Source organism: Rhizobium sp. WYCCWR 11152, assembly GCF_013087615.1.
Taxonomy (GTDB): Bacteria; Pseudomonadota; Alphaproteobacteria; order Rhizobiales; family Rhizobiaceae; genus Rhizobium; species Rhizobium indicum.
This window is the reverse complement of record NZ_JABFCP010000024.1, coordinates 15521-35547: the sequence shown is the minus strand read 5'-3', so window position 1 is coordinate 35547 and position 20027 is coordinate 15521. Positions and strand designations below refer to the sequence as shown.

Genomic DNA, 20027 nt, shown 5'->3' with positions numbered 1-20027 from the left:
ACTCCCCTAACGACTGGTTGGCTTACGATCGCATGGCAAGCGCACATTGAATGTGATGGCAAATCCATTTTATTGCTAGCATTGCTATCATGTCCCACAGGTTGCCATCATGCCCGCAGTCACAATCAGAAACCTCTCCGACGCGACGCACCGTGCTCTCAAAGTGCGTGCGGCTCATCACGGGCGCAGCGCCGAAGCGGAAATGCGCGAAATCCTCGAGGCTGCCGTCCGTCCGGAAACACGTCTGCGTCTCGGCAGCGCGCTCGCCGAACGGAGCCGTCGCCTCGGGTTGACGAATGAGGACTTTGCCGTTCTGGACCAAGCTCGCGACACATTGCCTGCAAAGCCGATGAGCTTTGAATGATTATCCTCGATACGAACGTCGTTTCCGAGGCGATGAAACCAGCGCCCGACGAAGCCGTGAAATTCTGGCTCGATGAGCAGGCAGCCGAAACCCTCTTCCTTCTAGCGTCACGATCGCCGAACTGATGTTTGGAATCGGCGCCCTCCCGGCTGGCAAACGCAAGGAAAGGCTCTGCGACGCGTTGGACGGTCTGATGGAACTCTTCGAAAGCCGTATTTTGGCTTTCGACATCACAGCGGCACGGCGCTATGCCGATCTCGCGGTCAAGGCCCGAGCCGCTGGCAGAGGATTTCCCACTCCGGACGGCTATATCGCCGCCATCGCGGCATCAAAAGGGTTCGCCGTAGCCACGCGCGATACAAGTGCTTTCGACGCTGCAGGTGTTGAAGTGATCAATCCCTGGGCGGCTTCGACCGCATAAGGTCGTTCGGCCAGTAAGAACAAGCCGCCACGTGAGTGGTTCGACGCTGGTCTGCGTTTGCAAGGCGTTGCAGGCACGCGCTCAATTTACGCTCAGTCTGCATTCCCAGCGTGCAAATTCCAGGGGGAGGGATCCAAGACATCTTGGAAATCCTGAACGCAGGATTTTGGCACGAGCTTTGCTTTCCTGTCTTGTATGCAAGATAGCCACACATCTGAGAGCACGCAGAAGACCATCGAGGAGACGATCGTCTCTGGGATTCTTTCAGCCAAAATTCGGCCTGGGACGCGTCTCAGCGAAAACCAGCTGGCAACGCTCTTCAGCGTGTCTCGAACCCGCGTCCGTGAAGCCATGATGCGCTTGGAAACACGCGGTATCGTGCATGTCAGTCCGAGACGAGGCTGGTTTGTTGTCGAGCCGTCTGCTGAAGAGGCGATCGCGGTCTATGAGGCACGGCGCGTCATCGAGTCCGGATTGCTGCGCAGCATGCGCGTGCTGACAGGCGAGGGACGCGAAGCGCTCGACGCGCATTTGAACGAGGAAAAAAGCGCAATGGCTGCGGGCGACCGCCAGCACCTGATCTATTTGATGGGCGATTTCCACATCCGCATCGCAGAATTGAGCGGCAACGCCATCATCGTCGATATCCTCCGCGATCTCACCGCGAGGACGATCCTCATTTCGATGCTCTATCAGTCTGAATTTCATGCAGCACAGTCTCATGACGGGCATTGCCGCATCTTCGAGGCCATGCAAGCGGGTGATTTCGTCAGAGCTGCCGAGCTCTCTATCGAACATCTGGACGAAGTGGAAATGGGCCTCGACCTGACCACACGCCCGGATCCGCTCTCGGAACTGCGCAGTTCGCTGTCACTCCCTCCCAAGGCCGTGTCCTCCGGCCCAACTGTCAGACCCAAAAAGCCACAACTTCAAAGGAGCAATTAAAACATGCTGACAAGACGAGTCTTCTTCGCAATCGCTACCCTGGCTGCAACCTTCGGCTTCGGCTCCGCGTCTTACGCCGATGCTCTCGCCGACATCACGGCGCGCGGTACGCTGCGTGTCGCCGTCCCGCAGGATTTTCCGCCCTTCGGTAGCGTCGGTACCGATATGGCGCCGATGGGCTACGATATCGATGTGGCCAATCTCATTGCCGAAAAGCTGGGCGTCAAGACCGAACTCGTGCCGGTCACCAGCGCCAACCGCGTTCCTTATCTGCAGACGAATAAGGTCGATCTGGTCATTTCCAGCCTCGGCAAGAATGCGGAGCGCGAAAAGGTGATCGACTTCACCACGGCCTATGCGCCCTTCTTCAATGGTGTGTTCGCACCGGCCGATGTTTCGATCGCCAAGGTGGAAGATCTCGCCGGCAAGAGCATCGGCGTCACGCGCGGCGCCGTGGAGGACCTCGAACTGACGAAGATCGCGCCGGCCGACGCGACAATCAAGCGCTACGAGGACAATAACGGCACCATCTCGGCCTTCCTCTCCGGCCAGGTCGACACCATCGCGACAGGCAACGTCGTGGCCGCTGCGATCCTCGCCAGAAATCCCCCCAAGCGCCCTGAGATGAAGTTCCTCATCAAGAACTCGCCCTGCTACATCGGCCTCAACAAGGAACAGGCGGCTCTTCTGGAGAAGGTGAACGGCATTATCGCCGCCGCAAAAACCGATGGATCGCTCAACGCCATATCGCAGAAGTGGCTCGGCGCCGATCTTCCGTCGGATCTGTAAGGACCCGGTCCTACGGATGTCATCCCGCGCCTGCGCGCGGGATGACATGACGATCCGTCACCGCAAGAGGGGACAATTCCTTGAGCTATCACTTCGAATTTGGCTGGCTGGTTGAATATTATCCCGAGATCATCAAGGGCATACTGATCACCCTGGAGCTTATCGCGATCGGCGGCGTGCTCGGCATTTCGCTCGGTATCTTCTGCGCCTGGGTGCGCGCACTCGGCCCGGCCTGGCTGAAGCCAATCATTGCGACCTATGTCGAATTGATCCGCAACACGCCGTTCCTGATTCAGCTCTTTTTCATCTTCTTCGGTTTGCCGTCGCTTGGTTTCAAGCTTTCCGAACTGACGGCGGCCAACCTTGCGATGATTGTCAATCTCGGCGCCTATAGCTGCGAGATTATCCGCGCTGGCATCCAGGCAACCCCGAAGGGCCAGTTCGAGGCTGGCGAGAGCCTTGCCATGACGCGCTTCGAAACCTTCCGGCACGTCGTTCTCGTGCCATCCCTGCAGCGCATCTGGCCGGCGCTGTCGTCGCAGGTCGTCATCGTCATGCTCGGCTCATCGGTCGTCTCGCAGATCGCAGCCGAGGATCTGACCTTTGCCGCGAACTTCATACAATCGCGAACCTTCCGCGCCTTCGAGGCCTACATTGTCTCGACAGCCATCTATCTTGTCCTGGCTATCCTGCTCCGGCAGGTGCTGGCGGTGGTCGGCGGGTTCATTTTCCCGAGGAGGGCGGCGAAATGATCGAGTTCACACTCTGGGACATCCTGCGCAACCTGCTGCTCGCCACCCGCTGGACGATCCTGCTTTCGCTCGTCTCGTTCATCGGCGGCGGCGCGGTCGGACTGGGGCTGCTGTTCCTGCGCATCAGCAAGCGCAAGGCATTCAGGGCAATCGCGAAATATTATATCGAGCTCTTCCAGGGCACGCCGCTGCTGATGCAGCTCTTCATTGCATTTTTCGGTCTCGGCCTCTTGGGGATAGACGTGCCGGCCTGGCTTGCTGCGGGATTGGCGCTCACCCTGTGGAGTGCCGCCTTTCTCGCCGAAATCTGGCGAGGCTGCGTCGAAGCGGTCGCGAAGGGTCAATGGGAAGCCTCGGCCAGCCTCGGCATGGGCCGGCTGCAGCAGATGCGCTATGTTATCCTCCCGCAGGCGCTGAGGGTTGCCATACCGCCGACAGTCGGTTTCTCCGTTCAAATCGTCAAGGGAACGGCGCTTACCTCGATCATCGGTTTCGTCGAATTGTCGAAAGCCGGCACCGTGGTCACCAATGCCACCTTCCAGCCCTTCACCGTCTACGGGCTCGTCGCTCTCATCTACTTCGCCCTTTGCTGGCCTTTGTCAAAAAGCAGCCAGATCCTGGAAAGGAAGCTCAATGTCGCTCATCGAAATCACTGAAGTCCGCAAGAGCTTTGGCACCACCGAAGTGCTGAAAGGCATCAATCTCGATGTGGAGGCCGGCGAGGTCATCGCCATTATCGGCAAGAGCGGTTCGGGCAAATCGACCCTGCTTCGCTGCATCAACGGCCTGGAGACCATCACCGACGGGTCCATCTCCGTGGCCGGCGCGCAGCTACTCGATGACGAAGTGCATCTGAAGGCACTGCGCCTCAAGGTCGGCATGATCTTCCAGCAGTTCAACCTCTTCCCGCACCTGAGCGTCGGCGGCAACGTCATGCTGTCGCAGACCGTGGTCAAGAAGACCCCGAAGGCCGAAGCCGAGGCCACCGCCCGCAAGATGCTGGAGCGGGTGGGGCTGGGCCACAGGTTCGACGCCTATCCCGACGAGCTCTCGGGCGGCCAGCAGCAGCGCGTCGCCATCGCCCGCGCGCTCGCCATGCAGCCGACCGCACTTCTCTGCGACGAGATTACCTCCGCGCTCGATCCGGAACTGGTCGCCGAAGTTCTGGCCGTCGTGCGCGGACTTGCCGCCGAGGGAATGACGCTCCTGATGGTAACCCACGAGATGAAGTTCGCCCGCGACGTCTGCAACCGCGTCGTCTTCATGCACCAGGGCCGAGTCCACGAAGCAGGCCGGCCGGAGGAAGTCTTTGCCAATCCGCAGACTGCAGAACTGAAGCAGTTCCTCGGCGTCAGTTAAGAAACGACGACATGCTCTCGCTTATACCGGCCGGCATCGTCGTGACATTGAGGCGTTCGGTTGCAGACCGGGATGCTCGCCTGGATCATGCAGGGACTCGCCAAATGGTACGGGAATCCGTTTGACAAAGGCATCCAGCCGCAGATAGCGACGATGAATCTCCCTTCCAGCTGCTCGTCAACAAGCGCGCAGGCGCTCCAATCCGCAGGCGTGCCGGGAAGGGCAGGCAGGGCTGCCCTTCCCGGGGATTGTCAGTCCTTGTTGCCAGTCGGCGCGGGCAGCAAGATGGGCTCGACCGAATGTTTCGGTGCCATCAATTGTGCAAGAATGTCGTCGGCCGAATGGCTCGAACTGCCAATGCCGGCCTCGCGCAGTTGACGATCGAGGTCGCTGCCGTTTTCCAGCGCCGCCAGTTCAGCACCGGCTTCGATGCGGCCGGCAGTGACTTCCTGGCGCTTCTTGATACGTTCGAGACTTTCGACGGCGCTACCGAGACGGGTATTGATGCCCGACTGGCTATGGGCGATCGCCGACTGAGCGCGCAGCAGCGACTCGTTGGCTTTGACATTCTCCACCTCACGCTTCATCTGAGCAATGCGCGCTTCGGTCTCCTGGATCGTGCGCAGCATCTGCTGCTGGCGGGGCAGCAGCCGGTCGAGCTCTTCCTGGTCGCGCTGCACTTCGGCACGGATACTCGCAATGCGCTGAGCGAGACCCTGCGCCAGATCCGTACGGCCCGCGGAGATCGCGGCACGAGCGCTGTCGGTATCCTTGGTCTCCTTTGCGCGGTTTTCTTCAAGTCGGCGCATGACGCTCTTGTTGGACGCCATGATGCCGGCCAGATCGGATCGCGCACTGCGCAGCGACTGCTCAGCGTCGCGGATTTCCTGGTCAAGAATGCGCATGGACTGGCTGTCGGCGGCCGCTTCCGCTGCCTCGTTGATGCCGCCGCGAATGGCGGTGAAAATCTTTCCCCAGGTGCTCACGCTGCAATCTCCCCGCTTTTCCATTCTTCAATCATATGTGCCGCATCGACGGCATTGGCAGCCAGAATCGCGACTTCCTCGACCACCGTCTCGGCCGGCGAGCGTGCTGACAGCGAGCCGAACAATTCATACCATTCCTCACCGTCGATCGTGGTGATGCCGAAGCTGGAGAGCGGCACGAACTTATGGGTCTTCAGCACCATACGTTCGAAGGCTTCTCGATTGGACACGTCCTTGCAAGGCACCAGAACAGCGCTGACAAGGATGTCGCGCTCCCCGCTTACCGCGACGAAGACGTCGAGATCGCCTTTTTCCTTAAGAGTCACGCATATGACGTCGCCCTGTTCAGGTACGGCTACATCCACATCGCCCAGTGCGTCGGGATCGGCGGCGAACAGGCGCGTTAAAGTGGTGAGGTTCCAGGTCTCCAAAAAGTCCTCCATCGGTTGGAACGTCAAAATATTTGGGTAATCGGTTTGCAACTTAAAGATCTGGTGCGCTAAATAAATTTCGCTAGGGTACGCGTTGGGAACGGGGGCGAATCGCTTGCCATTTATCGCTTCATTGATGCGGCGTGTATATCTCTCGCTCAGCGAATTGGCCTGGTCAGCGCTTTTTGTTATCCTCGTGATCCACCTGGTCGCTTCTTGCCTGCTCTTCATGCTGGCCGGCGAAGGCGATCTCGTCGGCAATCCGGTCGACTTTCTTTACTACTATATGGTGACGGCAACGACTGTCGGCTATGGCGATCTTTCTCCAAAATCGGGGCCTGGCCGAATCATTGCCGTCCTGTTCGTTCTTCCCGGCGGCATTGCCATCTTCACCGCTGTTCTTGGCAAGTTGTTGACAAATATCGGCACGATCTGGAGAAACCGCATGCGCGGATTGGGTGATTACAGCGAACGCGCCGGCCATATCATTGTTCTGGGCTGGCAAGAGGGGCAGACATACCAGACGCTCCGGCTGCTGCATGCCGAACGGCAGGCCAACGAGCCGATGAGTGTTCTGGTTGCCAAGGACCTGCCGGAAAATCCCGCCAGCAATTACGCCGACTATATCAGAACCGAGCGGCTTGCCGATGCCGATGCGCTGGTGCGGGCCGGAGTGGCCCAGGCGCGCGCGATCATCGCGCGCGGTGCAAATGACGACGAGACGCTGGCCGCCGTGCTGATTGCTGAAGACCATGCGCCCAATGCCCATATCGTGGCCTATTTCGCCGACGACCGCACGGCACAGATGGTCAAACAACGCCGGCCGCGCGTCGAGGCGGTGGGATCGCTCGCCGAGGAGCTGCTGTCGCGTTCCGCTCGTGATCCGGGCTCTTCGGAAATCGCCGCACGGCTGCTGTCGGCCGCTTCCACCGACACGGCGTTTTCGCTGCCGGTACCGCCTTTGCAAACGCCGCTACTCTATGGGGACGTGTTTTTAAGGCTCAAGCGTCAGCATAATGTGACGCTGGTGGGCATGCTGAGCCAGGGCATGACCGACCTCAACTGCCAGGACGAGACGCTGATGCGGGGCGGCGAGACCCTTTACTACATCAGCGGAATGCGGCTAGATCCCGCTGCCATCGCTTGGGCTCGAATGGGAGACGTATCATGATCGGCTGGTTCGGCAGAGACAAGAACGAAAGGCCCTTACCCAAAGAACTTGGCCCGTTGAGCGCCGCCATCGGCGGGGCGTTGGACATCGATTTCCTCTCCCTCGAAGCCGAGGCTTTGGCCGGCCAGCCGGCCATGCCGCTCCCACGGAGCGGCCCGTTCATCATTGCCGCCTACGGTGAGGTTTCGCTCGATGCCGCGACGGTTCTGTCGCGCTACTACGATGAAGACCATCGGATGATTCAGGTGATGTCGACGTCGGGCCAGCCGGGTGATGTCGACGACATCAGCTTTTATCAGCCCTGGGACAGCGTCGTGCCTGCCGGGCAGGGCGAATGGAACCGCTGGACCGGGCCGGACGGCCTGATCGGTCAGCCAAGCTACGATGCCGATGGCATCCTCTACAGCCGCTTCTGGGGCGAAGGCCCGGAGCGCACCCCATTGGCGGAGTTTGTCGAGAAGGTCGACGACGGTGAGGCGCAGCGCTCCATTCACCAGACCTGCATGCTGTATTATCGCCCGCTTGGCTCGACGCGCGAAATGCTTTTGATCAATGTCGAGCGCGACCTCGATCTCGGACAGAGCCAGGCAGGCAGCTCGGTGGAATTTCTGATCGGCTACGGACTCGCTCCGGCCGATGTTCGCCGCGTCTGATAGACCCTGTCAATTTTCAACGGAGGACTTTTTCAATGCTCGATTACGTGGCGGGTCTGCCTGCCTTCCTCGGCTATTTCGCCGTTGGTCTTGCCGCTTACGGCGTTTTCGCGGTGATCTACACATTCCTGACGCCGCAGAAGGAAGTCCAACTCATTCGCGCAGGCAATCTTGCCGCCGTCACAGCATTCTTGGGCGCGCTTGTTGGTTTCAGCCTGCCTCTGGCTTCGGCCGCAGCCAATTCGGTCAGCATCGTCGACTACATCATATGGGCGGTGGTCGGCATTCTGGCGCAGATCCTGGCTTACTATATTGCGAATTTCACCATGACGGATCTGCATGAAAAGATCACTGCCGGCGATATCGCCGCGGGCATATGGGGCGGCGGCATCGCGCTGGTCATCGGTATTCTCAACGCCGCCTGCATGACCTATTGAGGGGAGGGAACGATGCGCAGACGTAAGAGCGGGCACAAACGACCTTTCCTGGCCCTCGGCACTATCGCTGCCTCGACCCTGGCGCTGTCCGGTTGCGGCGATCAGACTCCTTCGGAGACAATGTTCACCTCCGTCGACCAATGCGTGACTTCCGGCATGGACCGGCAGGTCTGCCAGGCCGGCTATCAGGATGCCATGCGGGCCCATCTTGCCGCCGCGCCGCGTTTCAACGGGATGGCCGCCTGCGAGGCCGAATACGGCTCGGGCCAGTGCACGGAACAGTCGGCCAGTGCCGTCCCCAACAATACCGGCGGAGGCGGCAGCTTCTTCGTGCCGTTCCTGACAGGCTACATGCTGTCTTCGGCACTGAACAACATCGGCGACTATTACAATTATCGCCGGCGCCAGGAGGAGAGTGGCTCCTATTACGGCTCGACGCCGATTTATCGCAATCGCTCGGGACAAACGGTGACAACGACTGTTCGCTCGGGCGGCGGCAACGACACCTCGATCGCGCCCTCACGCCAGACTGTCAAGCCGGTCAACGTCAACACCCGCACCGTCGCCCGTCAGGGCTTCGGGGGTCGTTCGTCGTTCAGTTTCGGCGGCTGACATGAAGCGCATCACCCTTCCGGCGCGTCCTGATTGGCTTGACAAGGCGCGCGCCGTTGGCTTCGGATTTCACGAAATGTATGGCGAGCCCTATTGGCTCGATGATGCCGCCTATACGTTCACGCTCGATGAGATCGAGATGCAGATCGAAGGGCCGAGCCAGGAACTGCACGACATGTGCATGGATCTGGTCGGCGATATCGTCGGAAGCGAAGAGTCGCTCGACAGGCTGGCCATTCCGGAGGACCTGCGCGATGTGGTCCAGCGCTCCTGGCAGCGCCGCGACCGGCACCTCTACGGCCGGTTCGATCTCGCTTACGACGGCACTGGCCCGGTCAAGTTGCTCGAATATAACGCCGATACTCCCACTTCGGTGTTCGAGACAGCCTATTTCCAGTTCAACTGGCTGACCGACCAGGTGGCTTTGGGTAGCCTGCCCAAGGACGCGGACCAGTATAATTCCTTGCAGGAAAGCCTCGTCGAGGCGTTCGAGCAATTTTCCAAAGAGCCGATCTTCCACTTCGCGGCGATGACCGACAATGAGGAGGATCGCGGCACGACGGTCTATCTGATGGACTGCGCAGTGCAGGCCGGCCACCGCGTCGAGCTTCTGGACATCCGCGAGATCGGCATCGATGCGCAGGGCCGTTACACCGACCTCCAGGATCGGGTGATCGACCGCTGCTTCAAGCTGTACCCATGGGAATTCATGCTGCGCGAGCCCTTCGCCCGCGATCTCGTGCGCTCGGGCGATGTTTTCGTCGAGCCCGCCTGGAAGGCCGTGCTCTCCAACAAAGGGCTTTTGCCTCTGCTCTGGCAGCGCCACCCCAATCATCCCAACCTGCTGGCTAGCTATTTCGCAGACGACCCGGCGGCCTCGAGTTTGAGCGACTATGTGCGCAAGCCACTGCTGTCGCGAGAAGGCGAGAACGTCACGATATTCCGAGATGGCCGGGAATTGATTTCTGCCCCCGGCGATTATGGCGACGAAGGCTTTATCGTCCAGGCCTATGCCCCGCTTTTCGAAAGCGATGGCGGCTTCGCCGTGCTCGGCAGCTGGATCGTCGGTGATCGCGCCTGCGGTCTTGCCGTCCGCGAGGATCGCTCGCGCATAACCGCCAACCTATCGCGTTTCGTTCCGCACGTCATAGTCGGATAAGAGAAGATATATCGCTTCAGGCGCAGCTATCTTCGTGTACGCGTCGAGCGATGCCGCCCGAATTTCTCGGCGATCACCTCAACGCTGATCCCAGCCGTACGCCAGCGAGCAATCTTGCGGCGTTCGTCCATATCGATCTGGGAGTAGGTGCGCTTCATATCTGGTTCCTTGCAGGGATAAACCGTTGTTATCTATTGCAAGTCGCACTTCATCCTTGAACCCACCCGGCTACAAAATGTTGTGGCGTAATCAACGTTATGGAACTATGTGTGGGGCATATCTCACGCTAGAGTACATGCTTGTTTCTCGGTCGTTGGCTGAGGTGCCCGCAACCACGCCACCATTCGCAGCGATCTAGTGGACATGTTCGTCAATGGGCGTGTCGCCAATTCAGACTGGTGATCCGGGACTGGTCGCCACCGGAGAAGAAGACGGCGCTGACGTCGCGAAGACCGGCAAGCTTCTCTTCACTCGTCGCCTAGTCCCGTTTATCGATATAGAGCTCTGTGACCTGGGAAATACTTAGGTCCCCGAACGATCTCTGGTGCTTTTCCAGGTATCCTTCCGGCTCGTGCGATGTGGCCGCCGATGATGATGAGTGTGCCTTCTCGACCGCTGCCAGTCTTTGTCTTCTTTAGCATTCTGCTCTTCCTGAGCTACGACGAGTAAAAGGCCGGTCTTGAAAGGACTCGAACCGACGGCACACTAGCCTACGCGGCAGCAACTGACTAATTTGTGCAACGACGCTCTGCCGTCTCAACGTCGCACCGCGCGACAACACTCGTCCGACTGGAGGAAACAGATTTAGCAAAGTCCGATTATAGCTAGACTACACCACGTCTTCTGCCCCTGGATGAGCCCGTTTCTCAGTAACAGCCGAGGTAAGGAGGTCGAATGCCTATTCGTTTGAATTCGCTTAAAGCATCAGTCCGTCGAAGACCAGTCTGACCGCACCTTGCCATTGTGCTCGCCGAGCCGTGGCGATTTGCGCTGCGAGGCCAGCATCGCCCCTGAGAAGATGATTGGAGTCCGGATTCCCGGTATCCCTTCATTCTCTACCGCCATCTTCCGATGCGCGACTTGTGGGTCCGCGAATACGTCTTCCACCGTGTTGATCGGCCCAGCAGGAACGCCCACGCGCGCAAGGTCGGCTAGCAAATCCAACCGTTTGAAAAGCTTCGTCTGCGCTTCCATCACCGATGTCAATTCGCCTCGATGACGCACTCTGTCCGCGTTCGTTTTGAAACGGTCGTCGGCCGCCACAGCGGATAGCCGGAGGACATCGCATACGCGAGCGAACTGACTGTCGTTCCCGCAGGCGATAATGATATTGCCGTCAAATACCGGGAATACCTGGTATGGCGCGATGTTGGGATGCGAGTTGCCGAGTCTCGTCGGCGCCTTTCCCGAGGCTAGGAAATTCATTGCCTGATTGGCCAACACGCCTACAGTGCTGTCCAGGAGCGCCATATCGATATGCTGTCCCTCACCTGTGCTATTCCGAAAGATCAACGCGGCCTGGATAGCAATGACTGAATAGAGTCCCGTGAAGATATCGCCGAATGCTACGCCAATTTTCTGCGGTTCCCGACCAGGTTCACCGGTCAAATCCATGATGCCCGCCATGCCTTGGACGATGAAGTCGTACCCCGCACGCTCGGCATATGGGCCGGTTTGACCAAAGCCAGTAATCGAGCAGTAGATCAGCTTCGGATTGACCGCCTTCAGGCTTTCGTAATCAAGACCGAATTTCTTCAACGAACCTACTTTGAAGTTCTCGATGACGACGTCTGCGTTCGCGATCAGTGAACGAACTTTTTCGACGTCTTCCGCCGACTTGAAATCCGCTGTAATGCTCAGCTTTCCGCGATTGCAGCTGTGGAAGTAGGCTGCAGCGACGTCATCGCCATCCCGAATGAAGGGCGGTCCCCAACGGCGCGTATCGTCGCCCTCCGGGCTTTCCACCTTGATGACGGTCGCTCCCAGGTCGGCAAGTGTCTGTCCAGCCCACGGACCAGCCAGGATTCGCGCCAGTTCCACCACCCTAGTGCCTTCAAGCGGAAACTGCATCGGTAACTCCCTAATTCCTAAATCCGCGGATCATCGTTGGGCTACATATTCGGATAGACCGGCCCCTCGCCGCCCTGCGGCGGCACCCAGTTGATGTTCTGGTTGGGATCCTTGATGTCGCAGGTCTTGCAGTGCACGCAGTTCTGGGCGTTGATGACGAAGACGTCCTTGCCGTCCTTCTCCACCCATTCATAGACGCCGGCCGGACAGTAGCGCGTCGACGGGCCGGCATAGATGTCATGCTCGGACGACTTCTGAAGGTTCATGTCCTTGACCTGCAGATGCACCGGCTGGTCTTCCTCATGGTTGGTGTTCGACAGGAACACCGAGGACAGGCGGTCGAAGGTCAGCCCGCCGTCGGGCTTCGGATAGGCGATCGGCTTGTGCTGGGCGGCCGGCTCCAGCGACTGGGCATCGGTCTTGCCGTGCTTCAGCGTGCCGAAGAAGGAGAAGCCGAGGAACTGGTTCGTCCACATGTCGAGACCGCCGAGCGCCACGCCAAGCGCGGTGCCGAACTTCGACCACAGCGGCTTGACGTTGCGCACACGCTTCAGGTCACGGCCGATATCGCCCTTGCGCCATTCGTTCTCGATCTCGGCCACTTCGTCATTGGCGCGGCCAGCCTCGATCGCCGCTGCAATCTTCTCGGCCGCCAGCATGCCTGACAGCACGGCATTGTGGCTGCCCTTGATGCGCGGCACGTTGACCAGACCGGCCGAACAGCCGATCAGCGCCCCGCCGGGGAAGGAAAGCTTCGGCACCGACTGGTAGCCGCCTTCGGTGATGGCGCGCGCGCCGTAAGACAGCCGCTTGCCGCCCTCGAATGTTGTGCGGATCGCCGGATGCGTCTTGAAGCGCTGGAATTCCTCGAAGGGATAGAGATAGGGGTTCTTGTAATTGAGGTGGACGACGAAGCCGACGGCAACCAGATTGTCCTCCAGATGGTAGAGGAAGGAGCCGCCACCGGTCTTCATTCCGAGCGGCCAGCCGAAGGAGTGCTGCACCAGGCCCGGCCTATGGTTTTCCGGCTTGACCTGCCAGAGCTCCTTGATGCCGATGCCGAATTTTTGCGGTTCACGACCCTTCGAAAGATCGAACTTGGCAATCAGCTGCTTGGCGAGCGAGCCACGCACACCCTCACCGATCAGCACGTATTTGCCGAGCAGTTCCATGCCGCGGGTATAGTTCGGCCCGGGCTCGCCATTCTTCTCGATGCCCATATCGCCGGTCGCAACACCGATCACCGTGCCCTCATCATTGTAGAGCACTTCGGTTGCGGCAAAGCCTGGATAAATCTCGACACCGAGTGCCTCTGCATGGGTCGCGAGCCACCGACAGACGTTTCCGAGCGAGACGATGTAATTGCCGTGGTTGCTCATCAGCGGCGGCATCATGATATTCGGCAGGCGGATGGAGCCGGCAGGGCCGAGCAGCAGGAAATGATCCTCGGTCACTTCGGTCTTGAAGGGATGATCCGCCTCGTCACGCCAACCGGGCAGCAGCCGGTCGATGCCGATCGGATCGACCACGGCGCCGGAGAGGATATGGGCGCCGACTTCGGCCCCCTTCTCCAGCACGACGACCGAAAGCTCCGGATTGACCTGCTTCAGACGGATAGCCGCCGAAAGACCGGCCGGACCGCCACCGACGATTACCACGTCGAATTCCATGCTTTCGCGCTCGGGCAGTTCAGTCGTTTCGGTCATGCTGACAAATCTCGATGTTTGAATGAGATGGGAGATCAACGGGTTGGCCGAGCCGGCTCGTACCTGTAGTCGTAGAACCCGCGTTGTGCCTTGCGACCGAGCCAACCCGCTTCGACATATTTGACCAGCAGCGGGCACGGACGGTATTTGCTGTCGGCCAGCCCCTCGTGAAGGACCTGCATGATGGAAAGGCATGTGTCCAAACCGATGAAGTCGGCCAGTTCAAGTGGCCCCATGGGATGATTGGCGCCGAGCTTCATGCCGGTGTCGATAGCTTCTACGTTTCCGACACCCTCATACAGGGTGTAGATCGCTTCGTTGATCATCGGGATAAGGACGCGGTTTACGATGAAAGCCGGGAAATCCTCGGAGACGGTGACGGTCTTGCCGATGGATTCGGCGAAATCCTTGGCTATGGCGAACGTCTCCTGATCCGTTCCGATGCCGCGAACCAGCTCTACCAGCTTCATAATGGGTACGGGATTCATGAAGTGTATCCCTATAAAACGATTGGGCCTGTCGGTCGACGCGGCGAGCCGCGTTATGGAGAGCGACGATGTGTTCGTCGCCAAGATCGCGTCGGGCTTCAGGACGGTGCACACGTCCGTAAAGACCTTCCTCTTGATGCCTTCATTCTCGCTCACTGCTTCGATGACCAGATCGGCGTTCGCAAGATCCGCGAGGGAGAACGCTCCCTTTATTCGGGAGATCGCCTGCTCAGCCGCTTCGCCCTGCATCTTGCCCGTTTCCGCCTGGCGTCCGAAATATCCGGCACTCGCCTCGAGGCTCGCGCGAATTCGACTTTTGTCGAGATCGTAAACCAGTGCCTCATAGCCGTGTTTCGCCACGACTTGCGCGATCCCCGTACCCATCTGGCCGGCGCCAATGACGGCGACGGTAGAAATCTTATTCGCTATAGGCATAGTGCCTCTTGTTGATCCGGAGGTTGAAGGACGGTCCGCGCCGAATAGATCGGGTGAATCAGAAGAACGCCTGGAGGCCCGTCTGGGCACGCCCAAGGATCAGGGCATGGACGTCGTGGGTCCCTTCATAAGTATTGACCGTCTCCAAGTTCTGCGCGTGGCGCATGACATGATATTCGATCTGAATGCCGTTGCCGCCGTGCATATCCCGGGCTTGCCGCGCGATTTCAAGCGCCTTTCCGCAGTTGTTGCGCTTGACGATCGAGACCATTTCCGGGGCCATCTTGTGCTCATCCATCAGGCGGCCAACGCGAAGCGAGGCCTGCAGTCCGAGCGTGATTTCGGTCATCATATCGGCGAGCTTCTTTTGATACAGCTGCATCCCTGCAAGCGGTTTCCCGAACTGTTTACGGTCCAGGCCGTACTGACGAGCGCGGAACCAGCAATCCTCTGCGGCTCCCATGGCGCCCCAGGAGATGCCGTAACGGGCGCGGTTGAGACAGCCGAACGGTCCCTTGAGACCGGAAACGCCGGGCAGAAGCGCATCCTCGGTGACTTCGACACCGTCCATCACGATTTCGCCCGTGATCGAGGCACGCAGGGAAAGCTTGCCGCCAATTTTCGGAGCCGAAAGGCCCCTCATGCCCTTTTCGAGAACGAAGCCGCGTATTTCATGGTTGTGAGCCTCAGATTTCGCCCAGACGACAAAGACATCCGCAATCGGCGAGTTCGAGATCCACGTCTTCGAGCCGCGCAATCGGTAGCCGCCCTCGATTTTCTCGGCACGGGTTTTCATGCCGCCGGGATCCGAGCCCGCGTCGGGCTCGGTCAGGCCGAAACAGCCGATCAGTTCCCCCGAAACGAGGCCAGGCAGATACTTCTTCTTCTGCTCGTCGGAGCCGTAGGCGAAGATCGGATAGATGACCAGCGAGGACTGCACGCTCATCATCGAGCGATACCCGGAGTCGATGCGCTCGACCTCGCGGGCGACCAGACCATAGGCAACGTAGGATGCGTTCGCAGCCCCGTACTCTTCAGGCAGCGTCACCCCAAGAAGGCCAGTCCGCCCCATCAACCTGAACAGCTCCGGGTCGGTCGCTTCTTCGAGATAGGCGTCCTGGACGCGCGGCAACAGTTCGGATTCTGCGAAAGCCGCAGCGGACTCGCGGATCATCCGTTCATCTTCGGTCAGCTGGTCGTCGAGCAGAAAGGGGTCGTTCCAAGAAAAGGCCAAGATCGTCGTCCTCCCGTTGAGTTTTTGGCAGTTCGAATTTGACGGAATTAAAGCCGTTTTTTCACGACTGAGAAAGCGAGGTTTACTCATTGGCCCATGAGCTATAGTAATAGCTGATGGCAAACCTCTCGCGAAGGCTCCTTCCCTCCACCTCGGCTCTCGCAGCGTTCGATTCCGTCGCGCGGCTGGGCACCTTCTCTGCGGCAGCAGAGGAGCTTTCCCTGACGCAGGGAGCGATCAGTCGGCAGATCGCGACGCTGGAAGAACAACTCGGCGTTTTACTGTTCGAGCGCACCAGCCGTGGCGTCAATCTCACGGAGGCGGGCACAGACTATGCCAGGGCTATTGCCAGCGCTTTGGCGGAAATCCGTTCCGCTTCACTGCAGGCCATGACCAATCAACATAGCGATCAACTCAATCTTGCCATCTTGCCGACATTTGGCACCCGCTGGCTGATGCCACGCATTCCGCGATTTGTCGCCAGACACCCCGAGATCACGTTGAATTTCGCCACGCGCATAGGCGTGTTCGATTTCGACCGCGACGACATAGATATGGCGATTCATATCGGCCAGCCCGATTGGCCCGGTGCGGAAAGCATATTTCTTATGGAAGAGATGGTAGCGCCGATCGCGTCCCCGTCTTTTCTCAGGTCACATCCAATCGTGAGGGCCGAAGATCTGCTTCGCCTGCCGCTGCTGCAGATGGCGTCCCGTCCCGGGGCCTGGAGCCATTTTTTTGAAAGCCTCCAGGTCAACGGCACCCCATCGCAGGCCATGCGGTTCGAACAGTTCAGCAACGTGGCCCAAGCCTGCATTGCCGGACTGGGGCTCGCGTTGATGCCGCTTTTCCTCATCGACTCCGAGCTCGCAAATGGCCAGCTCGTCCAAGCCTTTCCACATCAGGTCAAAAGCACCAGCGCCTATTATGCGGTCGCGCCACTAAGCAGGAAGGACTTCCGTCCTGTCGTGGCGTTCCGCGCATGGCTGCTGGAAGAGGTCGCGCGTTACCGGGAAGGCGGATCGGCAGATAGCGGCGGTTGATGAAGCCACACCTGAGACACCTTCGATAATCTGGAATATCGTCAGGGGCTTCGTCGCCCGTTCGGCTTCTCGATCCTGTTCGTTTGCGCGTGTTGCTTGACTCCGCGGCTAAATCCTGCCAATTTATGCTAACGTTAGCACAAGGAATGCGCATTTGCACTTTCAATTACGCAAAGCAAGCATGCAGGGGAAACGCCTCATGGCCAGCAGGGCCCTGGTGAAGGACGTTCGGCTGCTCGGCCGCCTGCTGTGCGAGGCTATCGAAGCAAGCGACGGCAAGGAGGCCCGTGAGATCGTGGAACAGGTTCGCACTCTCTCGGTTGCCGGCCATAGAAAGACCGGCCGGCACCTGAACGACAAGCTCGCCCTCTTTTGTGCAGAAATGCCCCCCCGGACCCTCAAGCGCGTGATCCGCGCATTCAGCCAGTTCTCTCAACTCGTGAACATTGCCGAAGACGCACACCAAGCCAGGATGCAGCGCTTCAGCATCGTCGATCGTGAACCTGCCATGCCGGGAACAATTGCCAGATCGCTTTCCGTTCTGGCTGCGGCCGGGGTAGAGGCGGAAGATATCCGCAAACTGCTTCTTGAAGCGGTCGTCTCGCCCGTTTTCACGGCGCACCCCACCGAGGTTCGGCGCAAGAGCGTTATCGAAATCGAACAGGAGCTTGCACGATGCCTGACTGAGCTCGACCAAGCCGGCTTGATTGAACAGGAGATAGGTCGGCATAAAGAGGATTTGGAAAGGGCGACGACGACGCTTTGGCAAACGAACAGCCTTCGGGGGCGGCGGCTTCAGGTCGTAGATGAAATCCTCAATGGCTTGTCCTATTACGACAGCACCATTTTCCGGGTGATCCCGGAGGTGTACGAGATTCTCGAAAATCAGCTTCGAGACTCACCCTGGAGTTTCGGCGAGGACGCGCTGCCGCCATTCCTGCGCATGGGTTCCTGGATCGGTGGCGACCGGGATGGCAATCCCTATGTCAACGGCGAAACCCTGAGAGAGGCGCTCCGGTTGCAGAGTGAGAGAGTTTTCTCGTTCTATCTCGGCGAACTGCATAGCCTCGGCGCCGAACTTTCCTTGGATGACCGGTATGTGAAAGTCTCGCAGGAGCTTCAGCGCCTCGCGACCGACTCCCCCGACAGATCGGAGCGGCGCCGACACGAGCCATATCGCCTGGCGATCTCGGGCATGTATGCTCGCCTGGCGGCCACGGCACGTAAGTTCGGCAGCACGGAACTGGTTCGCGAACCTGTGGCGGTGGCCCCTTCCTACCTGTGCCCTGCCGAATTCGCCAAAGACTTGGCGACGATCAGCAAATCCCTGACAGCCAATGGCGCAGAAAAGATCGCCACTGGAAAACTGCGCAGGCTCCAACGCGCTGTAGACGTTTTCGGTTTTCACCTTGTCAGCCTGGATTTGAGACAGAATTCCGAGGTTCATCAACGGGTTGTTCATGAGCTTTTCGAGAACGTGCGGCCTGGCACACGTTACGAGGCGTTAGCCGAGAGTGACAAGATCCGCTTGCTCACCGAGGAACTACGGTCTGCCCAGATGCTGATGACACCGCTCAGGATTTATTCGGCCGAGACGGTGTCGGAGCTTTCCGTTCTGCGTGAAGCTGCCGAAGCCCATAAGCACTATGGCCGCGTCAGCATCCCCAATTACATCATTTCGAAGGCCGGAAGCCCTTCCGACCTTCTGGAGGTCATGGTCCTGTTCCGTGAGGCGGGGCTGTTCCGGCCCGATGAGCCGGAAGCGGCGTCAATCAACATCATACCGCTTTTCGAAACGATCTCGGATCTTCGAAGGTCGCATGACGTGATGCAAACAGTTTTGGCCGTCGAAGCCTATCGGACATATGTGGAAGCGCTCGGCGGCAAACAGGAAATCATGCTCGGCTATTCGGACAGCAACAAGGATGGCGGTTATCTGACTTCGGGATGGGAACTGTATAAGGCAGAAACGGCCTTCATCCAGCTCTTTGAGCGTGAAGGCGTTCGCCTCAGCTTGTTTCACGGTCGCGGCGGCTCCGTGGGCCGCGGTGGCGGCCCAAGCTATGAAGCCATCACCGCCCTGCCCCCTGGCGCGGTCGCCGGATCGATCCGGCTGACGGAGCAAGGTGAAGTCATTGCAGCGAAATATTCCAATCCGGCACTAGGTCGTCGGAATCTCGAACTTCTGATCGCCGCGACGCTGGAAGCGTCCTTGCTGCCGTCCGACGCACAAGAGCCGGATCTCGAATATCTTGGCGCCATGGAGGAACTGTCCGACCTGGCCTTTGGCGCCTATCGCCGTTTGGTTTACGAGACCGAGGGATTTGAACGGTTCTTCTGGGAAGCAACGATCATCGGCGAAATCGCAAAACTGAACATTGGCAGCCGCCCAGCCTCACGCAGCTCGTCACGTCGCATCGAAGACCTGCGTGCGATACCCTGGGTGTTCGGCTGGTCGCAGAGCCGCATGATGTTGCCGGGTTGGTTTGGATTCGGTTCGGCCGTGCGACAATGGCTGGCCGAACACCCCGACGGATTGCAAATTCTTCAGGGGATGCACCGGGACTGGCCCTTCTTCCAGACACTGATTGCGAACATGGAGATGGTGTTGGCCAAGACCAACATGGCGATCGCGGCGCGGTATGTGGGCCTCACCCCTGATGCATCCACCCATGAGAAAATCTTCGCACGCATAAAAGACGAATGGGAAGCGACGACGGCTGCGCTATTTTCCATAACGGATCAGGCCTCGCTGCTCGAAAACAATCCGGCTCTGAAGCAGTCGATCCATCATCGCTTTCCCTGCCTCGATCCGCTTAACCACATGCAGATCGACCTTCTTCGCCGCCACCGTGCCGGAGAAGGCGATCAGGACACTGAAGAGGCGCTGCATCTGACCATCAATGGAATTGCAGCAGGGCTACGAAACAGCGGGTAACGAGCGCCAATGCGGACGGCGTAAGCCTATTTTT

At 59.1% G+C, this 20027-nt stretch carries 19 protein-coding genes and 2 pseudogenes; 14 read left to right on the top strand and 7 right to left on the bottom strand.

The genetic code is table 11. From position 1 onward, the window contains the following. Positions 1 to 109: 109 nt before the first annotated feature. The 7 genes and pseudogenes from G9X67_RS30580 (at position 110) to G9X67_RS30550 (ending at position 4630) form a co-directional block, all read left to right on the top strand. On the top strand, positions 110 to 364 hold the full coding sequence (locus G9X67_RS30580) for a hypothetical protein (protein WP_025397318.1): 255 nt from the start codon (positions 110 to 112) through the stop codon (positions 362 to 364). Then, positions 361 to 785: pseudogene (locus G9X67_RS30575) on the top strand (type II toxin-antitoxin system VapC family toxin). The gene G9X67_RS30580 and the pseudogene G9X67_RS30575 overlap by 4 nt, the downstream one beginning before the upstream one ends. A gap of 195 nt (positions 786 to 980) precedes the next feature. Next, complete coding sequence (locus G9X67_RS35460; protein ID WP_171600383.1) at positions 981 to 1730, top strand: GntR family transcriptional regulator; 750 nt, start codon at positions 981 to 983, stop codon at positions 1728 to 1730. Positions 1731 to 1733: 3 nt separating this feature from the next. After that, complete coding sequence (locus tag G9X67_RS30565; RefSeq protein ID WP_171600382.1) at positions 1734 to 2519, top strand: transporter substrate-binding domain-containing protein; 786 nt, start codon at positions 1734 to 1736, stop codon at positions 2517 to 2519. An 80-nt stretch (positions 2520 to 2599) separates the two neighbouring features. Then, positions 2600 to 3271 carry an amino acid ABC transporter permease gene (locus tag G9X67_RS30560; RefSeq protein ID WP_171600381.1) on the top strand — a complete coding sequence of 224 codons (672 nt, stop codon included), beginning with the start codon at positions 2600 to 2602 and terminating at the stop codon, positions 3269 to 3271. Continuing rightward, positions 3268 to 3927 (top strand): amino acid ABC transporter permease, encoded by a 660-nt coding sequence (locus G9X67_RS30555; RefSeq protein ID WP_171600380.1) that lies wholly within the window; start codon positions 3268 to 3270, stop codon positions 3925 to 3927. Before G9X67_RS30560 ends, G9X67_RS30555 begins: the two co-directional genes overlap by 4 nt. Then, entirely contained in the window at positions 3905 to 4630 is a 726-nt protein-coding gene (locus tag G9X67_RS30550) for an amino acid ABC transporter ATP-binding protein (protein WP_171600379.1), read from the top strand. Before G9X67_RS30555 ends, G9X67_RS30550 begins: the two co-directional genes overlap by 23 nt. A gap of 251 nt (positions 4631 to 4881) precedes the next feature. Here G9X67_RS30550 and G9X67_RS30545 read toward each other — a convergent pair whose 3' ends face one another. Both G9X67_RS30545 and G9X67_RS30540 read right to left on the bottom strand, forming a co-directional pair. Next, entirely contained in the window at positions 4882 to 5616 is a 735-nt protein-coding gene (locus tag G9X67_RS30545) for a PspA/IM30 family protein (RefSeq protein WP_171600378.1), read from the bottom strand. Next, a complete protein-coding gene (locus G9X67_RS30540; RefSeq protein ID WP_029871137.1) occupies positions 5613 to 6059 on the bottom strand; it encodes a YjfI family protein in 447 nt (148 codons plus the stop codon). Before G9X67_RS30540 ends, G9X67_RS30545 begins: the two co-directional genes overlap by 4 nt. A 103-nt stretch (positions 6060 to 6162) precedes the next feature. Between G9X67_RS30540 and G9X67_RS30535 the strand changes: the two genes are divergently transcribed. The 5 genes from G9X67_RS30535 to G9X67_RS30515 are packed head-to-tail and all read left to right on the top strand — an operon-like array spanning position 6163 to position 10079. Further along, the gene (locus G9X67_RS30535) at positions 6163 to 7218 is read left to right on the top strand and encodes an ion channel (RefSeq protein WP_171600582.1); all 1056 of its coding nucleotides are present in this window, start codon (positions 6163 to 6165) and stop codon (positions 7216 to 7218) included. Further along, complete coding sequence (locus tag G9X67_RS30530) at positions 7215 to 7871, top strand: YjfK family protein (protein ID WP_029871135.1); 657 nt, start codon at positions 7215 to 7217, stop codon at positions 7869 to 7871. Before G9X67_RS30535 ends, G9X67_RS30530 begins: the two co-directional genes overlap by 4 nt. A 35-nt stretch (positions 7872 to 7906) precedes the next feature. Next, on the top strand, positions 7907 to 8308 hold the full coding sequence (locus G9X67_RS30525; protein ID WP_003550237.1) for a DUF350 domain-containing protein: 402 nt from the start codon (positions 7907 to 7909) through the stop codon (positions 8306 to 8308). Between the two features lie 12 nt (positions 8309 to 8320). Then, positions 8321 to 8920 carry a DUF1190 domain-containing protein gene (locus G9X67_RS30520; protein WP_138332939.1) on the top strand — a complete coding sequence of 200 codons (600 nt, stop codon included), beginning with the start codon at positions 8321 to 8323 and terminating at the stop codon, positions 8918 to 8920. A 1-nt stretch (position 8921) separates the two neighbouring features. Next, the gene (locus G9X67_RS30515) at positions 8922 to 10079 is read left to right on the top strand and encodes a glutathionylspermidine synthase family protein (protein ID WP_171600377.1); all 1158 of its coding nucleotides are present in this window, start codon (positions 8922 to 8924) and stop codon (positions 10077 to 10079) included. Between the two features lie 41 nt (positions 10080 to 10120). Here the strand turns inward: G9X67_RS30515 and G9X67_RS30510 are convergent. The 5 genes and pseudogenes from G9X67_RS30510 to G9X67_RS30490 form a co-directional block, all read right to left on the bottom strand. Continuing rightward, positions 10121 to 10237: pseudogene (locus G9X67_RS30510) on the bottom strand (helix-turn-helix domain-containing protein); the annotation flags it as partial. A 766-nt stretch (positions 10238 to 11003) separates the two neighbouring features. Continuing rightward, on the bottom strand, positions 11004 to 12149 hold the full coding sequence (locus G9X67_RS30505; protein WP_171600376.1) for a CaiB/BaiF CoA-transferase family protein: 1146 nt from the start codon (positions 12147 to 12149) through the stop codon (positions 11004 to 11006). A 41-nt stretch (positions 12150 to 12190) separates the two neighbouring features. Then, a complete protein-coding gene (locus G9X67_RS30500) occupies positions 12191 to 13855 on the bottom strand; it encodes an electron transfer flavoprotein-ubiquinone oxidoreductase (RefSeq protein ID WP_171600375.1) in 1665 nt (554 codons plus the stop codon). 35 nt (positions 13856 to 13890) lie between these two features. Further along, positions 13891 to 14778 (bottom strand): 3-hydroxybutyryl-CoA dehydrogenase, encoded by an 888-nt coding sequence (locus G9X67_RS30495; RefSeq protein ID WP_171600374.1) that lies wholly within the window; start codon positions 14776 to 14778, stop codon positions 13891 to 13893. A gap of 58 nt (positions 14779 to 14836) precedes the next feature. Continuing rightward, entirely contained in the window at positions 14837 to 16012 is a 1176-nt protein-coding gene (locus G9X67_RS30490; protein ID WP_131666857.1) for an acyl-CoA dehydrogenase, read from the bottom strand. 116 nt (positions 16013 to 16128) lie between these two features. Here G9X67_RS30490 and G9X67_RS30485 point away from each other — a divergent pair, with 116 nt between their 5' ends. Then, complete coding sequence (locus tag G9X67_RS30485; RefSeq protein ID WP_171600373.1) at positions 16129 to 17055, top strand: LysR family transcriptional regulator; 927 nt, start codon at positions 16129 to 16131, stop codon at positions 17053 to 17055. A 181-nt stretch (positions 17056 to 17236) separates the two neighbouring features. After that, a complete protein-coding gene (ppc, locus tag G9X67_RS30480; RefSeq protein WP_171600372.1) occupies positions 17237 to 19993 on the top strand; it encodes a phosphoenolpyruvate carboxylase in 2757 nt (918 codons plus the stop codon). Positions 19994 to 20027 lie beyond the last annotated feature (34 nt).

Coding starts and splice junctions, on each gene's coding strand:
- G9X67_RS30580 (WP_025397318.1), top strand. CDS start 110: ATGCCCGCAGTCACAATCAGAAACCTCTCCGACGCGACGCACCGTGCT.
- G9X67_RS35460 (WP_171600383.1), top strand. CDS start 981: ATGCAAGATAGCCACACATCTGAGAGCACGCAGAAGACCATCGAGGAG.
- G9X67_RS30565 (WP_171600382.1), top strand. CDS start 1,734: ATGCTGACAAGACGAGTCTTCTTCGCAATCGCTACCCTGGCTGCAACC.
- G9X67_RS30555 (WP_171600380.1), top strand. CDS start 3,268: ATGATCGAGTTCACACTCTGGGACATCCTGCGCAACCTGCTGCTCGCC.
- G9X67_RS30550 (WP_171600379.1), top strand. CDS start 3,905: ATGTCGCTCATCGAAATCACTGAAGTCCGCAAGAGCTTTGGCACCACC.
- G9X67_RS30540 (WP_029871137.1), bottom strand. CDS start 6,059: ATGGAGGACTTTTTGGAGACCTGGAACCTCACCACTTTAACGCGCCTG.
- G9X67_RS30530 (WP_029871135.1), top strand. CDS start 7,215: ATGATCGGCTGGTTCGGCAGAGACAAGAACGAAAGGCCCTTACCCAAA.
- G9X67_RS30525 (WP_003550237.1), top strand. CDS start 7,907: ATGCTCGATTACGTGGCGGGTCTGCCTGCCTTCCTCGGCTATTTCGCC.
- G9X67_RS30520 (WP_138332939.1), top strand. CDS start 8,321: ATGCGCAGACGTAAGAGCGGGCACAAACGACCTTTCCTGGCCCTCGGC.
- G9X67_RS30515 (WP_171600377.1), top strand. CDS start 8,922: ATGAAGCGCATCACCCTTCCGGCGCGTCCTGATTGGCTTGACAAGGCG.
- G9X67_RS30505 (WP_171600376.1), bottom strand. CDS start 12,149: ATGCAGTTTCCGCTTGAAGGCACTAGGGTGGTGGAACTGGCGCGAATC.
- G9X67_RS30500 (WP_171600375.1), bottom strand. CDS start 13,855: ATGACCGAAACGACTGAACTGCCCGAGCGCGAAAGCATGGAATTCGAC.
- G9X67_RS30495 (WP_171600374.1), bottom strand. CDS start 14,778: ATGCCTATAGCGAATAAGATTTCTACCGTCGCCGTCATTGGCGCCGGC.
- G9X67_RS30485 (WP_171600373.1), top strand. CDS start 16,129: ATGGCAAACCTCTCGCGAAGGCTCCTTCCCTCCACCTCGGCTCTCGCA.
- ppc (WP_171600372.1), top strand. CDS start 17,237: ATGCAGGGGAAACGCCTCATGGCCAGCAGGGCCCTGGTGAAGGACGTT.